General features: G+C 50.0%; 11 protein-coding genes. 2 read left to right on the forward strand and 9 right to left on the reverse strand.

Annotated elements, in window-relative coordinates; genetic code table 11:
* Nucleotides 1–92 precede the first annotated feature (92 nt).
* Entirely contained in the window at nucleotides 93–563 is a 471-nt protein-coding gene (locus EJP77_RS16510) for a GNAT family N-acetyltransferase (protein ID WP_127200352.1), read from the reverse strand.
* A 501-nt stretch (nucleotides 564–1,064) separates the two neighbouring features.
* On the opposite strand from EJP77_RS16510, the gene thrS reads away from it, so the two are divergent.
* Complete coding sequence (gene thrS, locus EJP77_RS16515; RefSeq protein WP_127200353.1) at nucleotides 1,065–2,987, forward strand: threonine--tRNA ligase; 1,923 nt, start codon at nucleotides 1,065–1,067, stop codon at nucleotides 2,985–2,987.
* An 80-nt stretch (nucleotides 2,988–3,067) separates the two neighbouring features.
* Here the strand turns inward: thrS and EJP77_RS16520 are convergent, their stop codons facing one another.
* Both EJP77_RS16520 and EJP77_RS16525 read right to left on the reverse strand, forming a co-directional pair.
* Complete coding sequence (locus EJP77_RS16520; protein WP_127200354.1) at nucleotides 3,068–3,928, reverse strand: VOC family protein; 861 nt, start codon at nucleotides 3,926–3,928, stop codon at nucleotides 3,068–3,070.
* 46 nt (nucleotides 3,929–3,974) lie between these two features.
* Entirely contained in the window at nucleotides 3,975–4,376 is a 402-nt protein-coding gene (locus EJP77_RS16525; RefSeq protein ID WP_425464260.1) for a DoxX family protein, read from the reverse strand.
* A 214-nt stretch (nucleotides 4,377–4,590) separates the two neighbouring features.
* Here EJP77_RS16525 and EJP77_RS16530 point away from each other — a divergent pair, with 214 nt between their 5' ends.
* Nucleotides 4,591–5,136: a helix-turn-helix domain-containing protein gene (locus EJP77_RS16530; protein WP_127200390.1), complete on the forward strand. Its 546-nt coding sequence runs from the start codon at nucleotides 4,591–4,593 to the stop codon at nucleotides 5,134–5,136.
* Nucleotides 5,137–5,540: 404 nt separating this feature from the next.
* Here EJP77_RS16530 and EJP77_RS16535 read toward each other — a convergent pair whose 3' ends face one another.
* The 6 genes from EJP77_RS16535 to EJP77_RS16560 all read right to left on the reverse strand — a co-directional run bounded on the left by EJP77_RS16535 (nucleotide 5,541) and on the right by EJP77_RS16560 (nucleotide 12,248).
* Complete coding sequence (locus tag EJP77_RS16535) at nucleotides 5,541–6,515, reverse strand: ring-cleaving dioxygenase (protein WP_127200355.1); 975 nt, start codon at nucleotides 6,513–6,515, stop codon at nucleotides 5,541–5,543.
* A 171-nt stretch (nucleotides 6,516–6,686) separates the two neighbouring features.
* Nucleotides 6,687–7,436, reverse strand: coding sequence for a YheC/YheD family protein (locus tag EJP77_RS16540; RefSeq protein WP_127200356.1), 750 nt, complete (start codon nucleotides 7,434–7,436; stop codon nucleotides 6,687–6,689).
* A 105-nt stretch (nucleotides 7,437–7,541) separates the two neighbouring features.
* Nucleotides 7,542–8,723, reverse strand: a complete 1,182-nt coding sequence (locus EJP77_RS16545) for an aminotransferase class I/II-fold pyridoxal phosphate-dependent enzyme (RefSeq protein WP_127200357.1) — start codon at nucleotides 8,721–8,723, stop codon at nucleotides 7,542–7,544.
* A gap of 118 nt (nucleotides 8,724–8,841) precedes the next feature.
* The gene (locus EJP77_RS16550) at nucleotides 8,842–9,399 is read right to left on the reverse strand and encodes a glutathione peroxidase (protein ID WP_127200358.1); all 558 of its coding nucleotides are present in this window, start codon (nucleotides 9,397–9,399) and stop codon (nucleotides 8,842–8,844) included.
* A 184-nt stretch (nucleotides 9,400–9,583) separates the two neighbouring features.
* Complete coding sequence (locus tag EJP77_RS16555) at nucleotides 9,584–12,016, reverse strand: heavy metal translocating P-type ATPase (protein ID WP_127200359.1); 2,433 nt, start codon at nucleotides 12,014–12,016, stop codon at nucleotides 9,584–9,586.
* Nucleotides 12,017–12,047: 31 nt separating this feature from the next.
* Entirely contained in the window at nucleotides 12,048–12,248 is a 201-nt protein-coding gene (locus EJP77_RS16560) for a cation transporter (RefSeq protein ID WP_127200360.1), read from the reverse strand.
* Nucleotides 12,249–12,500 lie beyond the last annotated feature (252 nt).

Below are 12,500 nucleotides of genomic sequence, written 5' to 3' on the forward strand. Positions count from 1 at the left end.
GTCAGTTATTAGGCGTAAGTTCCTGCCCCAGTCTTGCATATCTATATAGATTATAGCGATAAATCCGCCTTATTCCAATGCCTTTACCCATATTACTTCAGAATCTGCTTCTCCATACATAGACTGCTCTCACATTCTGCGTATTCTCCGTACCTTTCTATGACCGTATACCCATGCTTGAGATAAAAGTTAACCGCCTCTACCTGCGGCTCCCCCGTCTCCAATCGGATTGTACCGAAGCCCCTTGTTACGGCTTCTTGCTCCAAATGGCCCAGCAGCTGCCGGGCGATGCCGTTATTACGGTAAGCGGGATCTACGAAGAAGCGCTTCAGTTCAGCATATCCCTCCTCGGGATAGGGCAGGAATCCCCCGCAGCCCACCGGGGTCCCGTCTTCGTATGCGACGGCAAAATACCCCTTCTGGATCGACGGATCGCTCAAATCTACTGTATAGATTTCTTCTGGGGGATATTTCGTGAGCAGGTACTCATCCAGCTTCTGGATTAATTCAGTAAGGTTCTCATCAGGTGGCAGTACCTGTGTTATTAGAGTTCCAACTCCCATATCGTCTTCCTCTTTTCTATGTATATTTTAAGTGGATTTGTTCTTCTCGTCTGACACCTTCATCCTTTCAGTATTATACATGGCAGCGCTGAGTCAAACACCTACTTGACGTCCTCCCATTCCGTCACTATAATAAAAAACCAAATACAGGAAGAAGCGAGTATCAAAGACATGATTTGTTTCAAGGCCTGCCCAGAGAGAGAAGTGAGTGGTGTAAGCTTCTCCTGAGACCGGAAGCGAGTTACCCCTTTGTAGCTGTGAATTGGAACCTGCCGATGCGTATGCGGTGGTACTACTTTTCACCGATTGATCCCCGTTAACGGATTCTAATTAAGGATCTGCATATCCATGCGGCTTCGGTGATGCCGGGCGTAATGGACGAGTGCAGATTGAATTAGGGTGGAACCACGAGCTGAACGCACTCGTCCCTTTGCTGGGAAGAGATGTGTTTTTTTGCGTTCAAACCTTGTTGTATCCAAAAAAATATTGGAGGTATCCACCATGGACAAGAAAGAAATTCAAGTATCCCTGCCGGACGGTTCCGTCCGAGTCTATCCGAGTGGAATCACGGTTGAAGAGATTGCCGCCAGCATTAGCCCAGGTCTTAGAAAGGCAGCCATTGCGGGTAAGGTGAACGGCCAACCCGTTGATCTATCCCGGCCTGCCCTTGAGAATTGCGGAGTGGAAATTTTGACTTTGGATAGCGCGGAGGGCCTTGAAATATACCGCCACAGCACAGCTCATCTGATGGCGCAGGCGATCCGGCGCATCTATGGCTCCGAAGCAGTAAAGCTGGGGATTGGTCCCGTCATTCAGAACGGGTTCTACTACGATATTGACCTGGATAAGCCGCTGTCTGTCCATGATTTGGAGCAAATCGAAAGTGAGATGGAAGCCATCATCCGTGAGGACCTGCCGATTAAACGCCGGCAAGTCAGCCGAGAGGAAGCCATTCAGCTGTTCAGTGAGCTGCAGGAGCCGCTGAAGCTTGAGCTTATTCACAGCCTGCCAGCGGAGGCGGTCATTACGCTCTATAAGCAAGGCGAATTTGTGGATTTGTGCCGCGGCCCTCATCTTCCATCTACAGGCCGGATCAAGGCCTTCAAGCTGCAAAGTGTAGCCGGTGCCTACTGGCGCGGAGATTCCAAGAATAAGATGCTGCAGCGGATCTACGGCACGGCGTTCCCTAAGAAAAGCCAGCTGGATGAGCATCTCCATCTGATTGAAGAAGCGCGTAAGCGGGATCACCGCAAGCTTGGCAAGGAGCTGGAGCTGTTCATGTTCTCGGAGGAAGCTCCGGGCATGCCTTTCTATCTGCCGAACGGTATGGTCATTCGGACCGAGCTTGAGAATTTCTCCCGTGAGGCCCAGCATCACTATGAATACGATGAGGTCCGGACTCCCTTCATGATGAACAAGATGATGTGGGAGCAATCGGGCCACTGGGATCATTACAAAGACAACATGTATTTCAGCAAGGTGGATGACACCGAGTTCGCGCTGAAGCCGATGAACTGTCCTGGCCATATGTTAATCTTCAAGAACAGCCTGCGCTCTTACCGCGACCTCCCTATCCGGCTCGCTGAATTCGGTCAGGTTCATCGCCACGAATTCTCGGGCGCGCTGAATGGCATGATGAGAGTCCGGACGTTCTGTCAGGATGATGCGCATATCTTCGTTCGTCCAGATCAGATTGAGGATGAGATCAGTCAGGTCATCGCACAGATTGGCCATGTCTATCAAGTGTTCGGATTTGAGTACAGGATTGAATTGTCTACTCGCCCCGAGGACTCTATGGGTTCCGAGGAACTGTGGAATCAGGCCGAGCAATCCCTACAGAATGTACTTGATGGGAAAGGTATAGACTACCGCCTTAACGAAGGCGATGGCGCCTTCTATGGACCGAAGATCGATTTCCATATTCTCGATGCCCTGGGACGCAGCTGGCAGTGCGGAACGATCCAGCTGGATTTCCAGATGCCTGAGAAGTTCGATCTGACTTATATCGGGGAAGATAATCAGAAGCATCGCCCTGTCGTGATTCACCGCGCCGTGTACGGCTCCATCGACCGGTTCATGGGCATTCTGACTGAGCATTACAGCGGCGCTTTCCCGCTCTGGTTGGCACCGGTTCAGGCCCGGATTATCCCGGTCTCCGAACCCTTCACAGATTATGCCCTTCAGGTAAAAGCTGCACTTGCAGCAGCCGGCATCCGCGCCGAGGTGGATATCCGTAACGAGAAGCTCGGCTACAAGATCCGCGAAGCCGGCATGAAAAAGGTCCCTTATACGCTCGTTCTCGGAGAGAAAGAGCAGAATTCCGGCACGGTGTCGGTCCGCCAGAGAGCGGCGTGTGCGATTGGCGAGAGCTCGCTTGATTCTTTTATCCAGCAGATGAAGGATGAAATAGCCTCCAGGAAATAAACTTGCAGCTACAAAAAAGAACGGTACCCTCGCCTTGAAGCGAGTGTACCGTTCTTTGTGTTAACCGTGGTCCGTTAGTGTCAGCTTAGGGCTGTCAGCTTAACTTGAATGTTGAACGGATCCTTGGCGAACCAGTCCCCGTTCTTCTGCTGCAATTCAGCCCCGGATTCTTGCAGCCGCTGAACTACGGCCTCCACCTCGGAGTGATTAGGAAGAATAAGTTCGTAATAATCCAGACCCGCTGCATTCTCAGGAACCGGCGCGGCTCCTTCCCCTGCCCAAGTATTAAGACCAATATGATGATGATAGCCACCCGCGGAGACGAACAGCGCGGAGCCTCCATAATTGGCAACTATATCAAAGCCAAGAACCTTGCAGTAGAATTCTTCCGCCTTCTTCAGATCAGATACATGAAAATGCACATGTCCAATTCGCGTACCCACCGGAAGTCCAGCCCACTCTATTCCTTCCGATGCAGCAAGAAGACCATCGATATCGACCGGGTCAGTCGTCATCACATAATGACCTTGTTCATCACGCTGCCAAGTTTCACGCGGACGATCCGCGTAAATTTCGATGCCATTATTGTCCGGGTCATTAATATAGAGGGCTTCGCTGACATGATGATCGCCCTGTCCCACCGGAATCTGATGCTTGACCAGGTTGCGTACAGCCAACCCAAGGGAAGCCCGATCTGGCAGCAGAATGGCAAAGTGATATAGTCCTGCTCCTGCTCTTCTTGGCAGAACATCCGCCTGGTCCAGCTCCCGTAGAATGACAAGAGGATGAACACCATCCACCGTAAGCTCTGCTGTATTTCCCTGCTGATAAAGCACTTTCAATCCTACTACTTCCTGATAAAAAGCAACTGAGCGCTCCAAGCTGCTCACTTTTAGCTTTACGACTCCAATTTCAGTGGCTGGGTGTAATTGTACTGACATCTTACTCATCCTTCCTATGGGGTTCTCTTGGATATATGAATTCGTCTTATTGCTCACGGTTTCTTGTAAATAGAGCATCCAGTGACAACGGAGTTGTCTCTGTGAAGACCAGGTGCAGGGCAATCAAGGCGAAGGCGATATCGAGCTCATACCCTGCCATTTGCCCATTTCCGAGAAGTCCGACAGACAGCTTGGCTGTAAAGATGGCCCCGATCATAAGCACAATAACGATTGCGGATACATACCGAGTCATGAAGCCAAGAATAAGGGCAATTCCTACAATAAGCTCCGTGTACGCAACAACATAACCCAGGGCACCGGGTAATCCCAAACTTTGGAACCAACCTGAAATATTCGGAAGCCCTGTCTGGAATTTATTGATTGCATGAGCAACGAACAGTATGCCCAAAACCACACGCAAAATAGTAGATACACTTTTGTTCATCATAAAAGTTTACTCTCCTTTTGAATTAAATTATTTAAATAATTAATTTATATTACTAATATACTGGATGCAATAACGGTCCGTTTATTACTAATATAAATAATTATTTTGTATTTAGAATTTATCATACGAGTGATGTTGATGTCAATAATTTATTTGTTATAATAAATATAAATTTAGTATTTGTAATACAAGGAGACATTTAACTATGGACAATATGGACATTGGCTCAAATATCCGGTCTATCCGGAAAAGCAAAAATTTGTCGATCGGACAAATCTGCGAGAAAACAGGTTTATCCCAAGGTTTTATGAGCCAAGTGGAGAACAACAAAACTTCCCCCTCCATTGCCACTCTCGATAATATTGCAGGGGCACTTGATGTTCCGCTTGCCTTCCTACTGCTGAAGAAGGATGAAAGGATGCATATCATCCGCAAAGAAGAGCGCCGCAAAACGATCTACGGCAAGGAACAGTTCCAGGTTGAGCATCTCAGCGATCGGGGCAATGTTAAAATGATGCTCGTTGAAATGCCGCCAGGCGCTTCAACGGAAGAGGCTCATGCGCATGCCGGTGAGGAAATCCATTTCGTCATCCAGGGTACCGTCTATGCCGAGCAAGGCGAAGTCTCCGCCACGCTAAACGCAGGTGACGCCTTCAGCTGGAAGGCCTGCTTCCCCCATTATGTGAAGAACATTGGGGAGGGGCCTGCGGTTATACTCATTTCGGTGCACCGGGATGGGGGCAGTGAAGATCAGGAATAGTGAGGCACTGGTGAGCACTGGTGAGCACTGTGAACACTGTGAACACTGTGAGCACTGCGAGCATTGATGGCCGCTGCGCTGCCGGATCGCCTTTCGATCGCTGTTATCCCCGGATTCTTTGAATTGGCTGAGTAGTATGAATCCGGGGATAGCGTATGCTTCCGAGGTAGCTTTCTTTCAGAAAGCTTTTAGGCGAACGCTCCGCTTCTATCAGGCGATTCCGGCCGCTCCGCTGGGTCCGTGCTTGAGTGGTCACCCCTAACCTCACTTAGGTTTGGGGTAATAAAAAGAGGGCTGACCTTTAAGTGGGTCAGCCCTCTTAGGCTTATTTACTGGGGGGACCAGCGTTTCGTATGTGCTTGTTATCTAGCAAATATGAACTGCATGGTCCTTGATCCGTGTATTTACTCAGGCTTGGTATTCAAAGGCTTGAGATTCGCCTCAATCTGGGCGCGCTGGGGTTCCAGGAATGGTGGGAGGGCTAGAGACTCGCCTAGGTGCTCCATATCTTCATCCGTAGCGAAGCCGGGGCCGTCCGTTGCGAATTCGAACAGAATACCGTTCGGCTCCCTGAAATAGAGCGAATGGAAGTAGAAGCGGTCCACATAACCGGAGTTCGGGAAACGGCCTTCGCTGATTTTGGAGATCCAGGCATGAAGCTCCTCATCATTATCTACCCGGAACGCCACGTGATGTACTCCGCCCCTTCCGAGCCGTTCGCGGGGAAGGTCATTCCTCTCCTCAATATGCACCTCTGCTCCGCTGCCGCCTTCGCCTGTCTCAAATACGAGAATGTCCGGCTGGCCAGCTGCATCGGCAGGATATGTGCCTTTGGCCCGGAATCCAAGCAGGTCCTGAAGTACGGCAATCGTCGGCTGCGGATCTTGAACCGTCAGCTTAACCGGACCCAAGCCTACAATCCCGTACGCCTGCGGGACGGGGCTCTTCGTCCAAGGGTTACCGCCGGCAACACCGTGATTGTTCTCGTCAGACACCAGGATGAAGCGCTGCCCCTCCCCATCTCTGAACGCTAATGCAGAACGGCCAGCCACCTGCTTAATTTCATCATGCTCCACGCCGAACTGATCAAGCCGCCCCTTCCAGTATACAAGCGCCTCATCACTAAGGACGCGCAGGGACAGGGCCGAAATACTGCTGACGCCTTCACGATTGCGTCCGGCCATTGGAATCTCGAAGAAGGTCAGCTCTGTGCCCGGGCTCCCCTCTTCATCTCCGTAGAATAGGTGGTATACGCGGGTATCATCTTGATTGACGGTTTTCTTAATAAGACGAAGTCCAAGCACTTCGGTATAAAATTTAAAGTTCTCTGCTGCGTGAGCTGTTATGGCGGAAACATGGTGGATGCCTTTGAGTTCCATAACTGCACCTCCGATTTCTGTAATTGTAAATTGTTAAATTTATTGTACACCAAAACTCAGTAATTTACAAAATGTAAGTTACTTATCAATAAAAAAGATAACTAGTTCTTTCACCTAGTTATCTTGTCAATGAATGGAGGAAAGTATCCTCCAAGTCCATTCCCTATCCTTTTATTTCTTTATGGGCTGCTTTTTCGGCGCAATTCTCCCATATCTTATGATTTTACGAAACATCCGTTTGTCCTGGAGCGCATTGAAAATATACTTATCCGGCCGGCTGTTGACCTCGATGATCCAGGGCTTTAGATCCTTATCCATCCCGATGTCTACCCCATAAGCCCGAAAGCTTGGAAAAATACCGCCAAAGTGGCGGCTTACCCGAATACCGAGCTGATTCAACCTGTCGATATAACTGCTGATCTCCGCTTTGGACATTAAAGGGGCGAGCAGTTCTTCAATCGGCTTGGGCTGACCGCCATTATGGTAGTTCGTTACGACTTTGTTCGGCTGGGCTACCCGCCCCACAATTCCAGTGACCTCCCATTTGTTCTGCGGATTACGCTGGACCATCACACGCAGATCGAACGGATTTCCATGATAGCGAAGCAGCGGGATTCCCTTTTGGACCAAGTAGAATCGGCGACCTTTACCTTTCTCAAAGGCAGCAAAGGCACCCTCAAACGTCTTAAATGTGCGGCTCTGAGTCCCTCCCTGCAGGCAGTAACCTTCATGCGTATGCGACAGCCGGTAAATTCCGTATCCCCCAGTCCCCAGATTGGGCTTGAGGTACACCGTGCGATATCGTCCTAGCATTCCTCGCACATTCTTATGGTCTGCTGGGGCTGTATGGGGCAGGTGTCTGGCCAGCTCCTTCTCATTAAGCATCGCTTGGTGCTTGCCAAGCTTATTATTCCAATACACCCAGGATCACCTCATTATCTAACATCATCATGGATTAGATATATGCGGGATTTTGCCTCCTGTGTGGACGTAGTAACTATAGCTTCAAGTATATCTGCTGCCACATTAGAATACCGGCCATACCTTCAGAATTCCGCTGGCTTCCACAGCTTGAACCGCTTGTGCAAGCAAATCTTCATTCTGCACCAAAGCCAGCCGGACATGTCCCTCACCGGATGGGCCAAACGCACTTCCCGGCGTAACAATAACTCCCGCCTTGCTCACCAGATCCATGGCAAAGTCCTCCGATTTCTCATAATGAGGCGGAATTCGGGTCCAGATAAACATCGTCGCTTTCGGTTTCTCCATATTCCACCCGATGCTTGTGAACCCCTCGCAGAGAATGTCTCTGCGTCTTTCGTAGGCCCTCGCCGTCTTCACTACACTGCTCTGATCCCCGGTTATGGCTGCAATCGCCGCTTGCTGAATGGGAATGAACATGCCGTAGTCCATGTTGGATTTTAATGTTTTTAGCTTGGATACGACTTCTGAATTCCCCAGGCAAAAGCCGACCCTTGCCCCAGCAAGGCCATAGGTTTTGGATAGGGAATTAAATTCCACGCCAACCTCCATCGCTCCTGGATAGGCAAGAAAGCTGCCGCCGGTTCTGCCATCGAACACCAGCTCGCTGTAGGCATTGTCATGAAGGACGATAATGTCATATTTTCTCGCGAAATCAATCAGTTCATGGTAGAAGCTGTCCGGTGCCAGGGCCGCCGTGGGGTTGTTGGGATAGGAGACAATCATAAACTTGGCTTTTCTCGCGATATCGGCGGAAATATCTTGAAGACGGATCACATAGTCGTTCTCTTTCTTCTGCGGCATGAAATAGAGCTCGGCGCCTGCCAGCAGCGGCCCATCTGCGAACACAGGATAACAGGGATCCGGGACAAGAACCAAATCCCCTTCATCAACGATGGACAATGAGATATGAGCAAGGCCCTCCTGTGAGCCTAATAAGGAGCAAATCTCGGTCTTCGGATCCAGCACGACCCCGTATCTGCTCTCATACCAGCTGCTAACCGCCTCCAATAAAGCACTCTGGTCATTGACTGCATAAATATAATTGTTCTCATCGGCCGCCGCCGTACACAAAGCTTCTATAATGTGGGGTGCCGGAGGAATGTTGGGCGTCCCCACACTGAGGTCAATGACTGGCTGTCCATGATCCAGCCTCCTTCTCTTGATCTCAAGTAATTTGGTGAAGATGCCTTCTCCAAAATGGTCCATTCTTTTCGCAAACTTCATGATGGATGCTCTCCTACTTTCTTGTAAGCGTATAAATAAGATTATAGCTTATTCCCATATCGATGGAACCCATGTGGTGGTCATCTTCTCCATAAATCAGCTTTCGTCCAAGATCTTCTTAAGCCCGCCGATGAAGAAGTGCTTCAATCCCAGGATCGAGATCCATCGGCTCCACGATAGATTCAAATCTCCCGCTTACTTGACCCTCGCGATCAATCAAGAACTTGGAGAAATTCCACTTTACTCCGTTACCGGCATAGATCTGCGGGTGTTTATCCCGTAGGAAGTGATCCATCCACTGGCCTTCCTTGGTCTTAGCATCAAAGCCTTGGAACGGAGCCTGCTGCGTTAAATATTCAAATAAAGGATGTGCGGAAGGCCCAATAACGTCTGTCTTCTCAAATAACGGAAAAGTGACTCCATGGTCTGTCTGGCAGACTCCGAGAATTTCGGTGCTGCTTCCAGGCTCTTTCTCATTGAATTGGTTGCATGGAAATCCAAGAATCTCAAATCCTTGCTCCCTCCTGCGCTCGTACAGCTTCTGCAGATCAGCGAATTGACGGGAATAGCTGCACCGACTTGCCGTGTTAACAATCAGAAGCACCTTTCCGCTGTACCTGGATAGAGGGATCACTTCTCCTAGAATTGAGGTGGCTTGATAATCGTAAATAGACATCTCAGCATTCCTCCTTTGGGCGAATAATCGATTTTATCATTTAATTCATCATAACTCTCCTCCTCTTATTGTTCTAATATATAGTTCAAATAGACTTTATAGGCTAGCGATATAACTCGAATACAAAAAGAAAGAGACAGTTATGAACGGATTCATAACTGCCTCTGGTTATCCAACTGTATCCTTATAATTTAATTCTTTGCAACCGCAGCGCGTTCAGCACGACCGAGACCGAACTCAGAGCCATAGCGGCACCCGCAAGCCACGGGGCGAGGAAGCCGAGCGCAGCAACCGGAATCCCGATCACATTATAAGCCAGTGCCCAGAACAAGTTCTGTTTAATGTTCAGCATCGTCTTTCTGCTCATGAATATGGCATCTGGTATACTGTTCAAATCTCCGCGCATCAGGGTCACATCCGCAGCTTCCATGGCCACATCTGTTCCTGTACCCATCGCCATTCCGATATCGGCTGTTGCCAATGCAGGCGCATCATTGATGCCATCGCCAACCATGGCTACCTTACGTCCACCCTCTTGAAGCTTCTTCACCTCAGCAGCCTTACCTTCAGGCAGAACCTCTGCGAGTACATGGTCAATGCCTACCTGGGCGGCAATAGCTTTCGCCGTACGCTCATTGTCTCCTGTAATCATCACAACGTCGATACCCAGCTTCTTCATTCTAGCAACAGCTTCGCTGGAAGTCTCCTTGATCGTGTCGGCAACAGCCACCATTGCGGCATACTGGCCGTTCACCGCTACCAGCATCGCGGTCTTCCCTGCCTCTTCCAGCTCATTCATCTGTGCAAAAGCAGCCTCGGCATCAATCTGATGCTTGTTCATCAGCTTGCGGGTCCCGATCAGCAGCTCCTGACCTTGTACGGTGGCACATATCCCGTATCCCGGTATAGCTTCGAACTGTTCCGCATTTGGCAGTTCAATTCCTTTTCGGCGGATTCCCTCCACAATGGCTTCTGCAAGCGGATGCTCCGAGTTCTTCTCGGCAGCTCCAACCCATGTAAGCAGCTCGGTCTCCGAATAGCCTTGATCCGCGATAAGTACATCGGTAAGTTCAGGTGTCCCTTTGGTCACTGTACCTGTTTTGTCGAGAATGATAGCACTGATCTTGTGGGTAGCCTCAAGGTGCTCCCCGCCTTTGAATAGAATCCCCAGTTCAGCCGCCCGTCCCGATCCGGCCATAATGGAAGTCGGTGTAGCCAGACCCAGCGCACAAGGGCAGGCAATGACAAGCACCGCGATCGCCTTCTCAAGCGCACTTGAGAAATTGCCGGGTTCGATGGCGAAATACCATACGAGGAAGGTGACCACGGCAATGCCGATAACAATGGGAACAAAGATCCCCGAGATCACATCCGCTACACGCTGGATTGGAGCCTTTGAGCCTTGAGCCTCTTCCACCACGCGAATAATCTGAGATAATGCAGTCTCTCTGCCAACCTTGGTTGCGCGGATTCTAAGCAGTCCGTTCTTATTGATCGTGGCACCAAAAACCTGGCTGTCCGCACTCTTCTCAACCGGAAGGCTCTCTCCGGTGAGCATCGACTCATCCACCGAGGAGGTTCCTTCTGTAACTACACCGTCCACCGGGATTTTCTCGCCGGGCTTTACGATAACAATATCTCCTTGGACCACCTGCTCGATCGGCACCGAGATCTCCTGATCTCCGCGAACCACGAGGGCCGTCTTGGCCTGCAGGCCCATTAACGTCTTGATCGCTTCCGAGGATCTGCCCTTCGCAAGGGCCTCGAACAGCTTCCCGAGCAGAATCAGGGTGATCAGCACACTGCTGGTCTCGTAGTACAGCTCTACCCCGCCATGTCCATGCATATTAAGGCTCTCAATAGACAGGTATAGACTATAGAAGAAAGCCGCCGAAGTGCCGAGTGCAACCAGCACATCCATATTCGCACTGCCATTCCGAAGCGCCTTATAAGCACCCTTGTAGAACTGAGCTCCGATGATGAGCTGCACAGGTGCAGCAAGGATAAGCTGAAACCAAGGATTCATGAACAGTTCCGGCACCCAGATAAAGGAGGTAAAAGAAAAGTGACCTACCATCGCCCACAGCAGAGGGAATGAAAGAACTGCCGAGATGATCAGCTTGGTTCTCTGCCGCGCAATTTCCTTCTTGCGATGGTCACCGGCTTCCTGCTTCTCTGTCTTCAGAGCCGCCGTATAACCGAGCTTCTCCACCTTCTGAATAATCTCCTCGGCGGTGACTTCACCAGGTGAGAATTCGACCTGTGCTGTCTCCAGCGCCAGGTTCACTGAAGCCCGGCTTACTCCGCCAAGCTTGTTCAGTCCCTTCTCAATCCGGGTTGCACATGCTGCGCAGGTCATCCCGCCGATCTGGAAATCTGCCGTCTCCTTGACGGTGCCATAACCCAGTGCTTCGATCTTCTTCTCCAAATCTCCGGAGTTAAGGACAGCCGGATTGTAGGTTACGGAGGCCTTCTCCAGCGTGAAATTCACATTGGCTTCAGTCACTCCTTCCATCCTGCCTAGACCCTTCTCGATCCGGCCCGCGCATGCGGCGCAGGTCATGCCGGTAATTTGTAATACAGCCTGTTCCTGTCCTGATTGCTTGAGCTTATCCATGCCGTTTCACCCCTAACTTTAAGAACTTAACTTATAGAACTTCGTACCCCTGATCTTCAATAACTTCTTTCAAAGCCTGCAATGAAATTTGAGCTTCATCATACTGCACTTCCACTGTCTTGGAGGCGAGGTCCACACGTCCGGATGCCCCTGCACCTTTCAGCGCCTTCTCAATGGAATTGACACAGTGACCGCACGACATACCTTCAACCTGCAATGTTGTTGTGTTCATTTTATAACTCCTCCTATTTGAAATGTTTTGTTTGCTTCGTTACTCATACTATACCCCCCTACCGTATAAGTGTCAACAGTTTATCGTGTATTTTTTCCAATCTACCGAATTAATGAGCCTTAGCGGTCGGTTTTGCTTGTTAACGCGTCAGAAATCACACCACTTTACAAACCTTTTACACAAAACGCCCCTGCCCATAATGTTTGAATACTACCCTAGGGAAGTGAGTGCCTGTGAAAACCTGTCACCACT

Origin of the sequence: Paenibacillus zeisoli, from assembly GCF_003994465.1 — a bacterium.
GTDB classification, from domain to species: Bacteria; Bacillota; Bacilli; order Paenibacillales; family Paenibacillaceae; genus Fontibacillus; species Fontibacillus zeisoli.

Excerpts from the sequence above, each read along its gene's own strand:
- EJP77_RS16520 (WP_127200354.1), bottom strand. The coding sequence starts at position 3,928 with ATGTCAGTACAATTACACCCAGCCACTGAAATTGGAGTCGTAAAGCTA.
- EJP77_RS16525 (WP_425464260.1), bottom strand. The coding sequence starts at position 4,376 with ATGATGAACAAAAGTGTATCTACTATTTTGCGTGTGGTTTTGGGCATA.
- EJP77_RS16545 (WP_127200357.1), bottom strand. The coding sequence starts at position 8,723 with ATGAAGTTTGCGAAAAGAATGGACCATTTTGGAGAAGGCATCTTCACC.
- EJP77_RS16535 (WP_127200355.1), bottom strand. The coding sequence starts at position 6,515 with ATGGAACTCAAAGGCATCCACCATGTTTCCGCCATAACAGCTCACGCA.
- EJP77_RS16560 (WP_127200360.1), bottom strand. The coding sequence starts at position 12,248 with ATGAACACAACAACATTGCAGGTTGAAGGTATGTCGTGCGGTCACTGT.
- EJP77_RS16530 (WP_127200390.1), top strand. The coding sequence starts at position 4,591 with ATGGACATTGGCTCAAATATCCGGTCTATCCGGAAAAGCAAAAATTTG.
- EJP77_RS16510 (WP_127200352.1), bottom strand. The coding sequence starts at position 563 with ATGGGAGTTGGAACTCTAATAACACAGGTACTGCCACCTGATGAGAAC.
- EJP77_RS16555 (WP_127200359.1), bottom strand. The coding sequence starts at position 12,016 with ATGGATAAGCTCAAGCAATCAGGACAGGAACAGGCTGTATTACAAATT.
- thrS (WP_127200353.1), top strand. The coding sequence starts at position 1,065 with ATGGACAAGAAAGAAATTCAAGTATCCCTGCCGGACGGTTCCGTCCGA.
- EJP77_RS16550 (WP_127200358.1), bottom strand. The coding sequence starts at position 9,399 with ATGTCTATTTACGATTATCAAGCCACCTCAATTCTAGGAGAAGTGATC.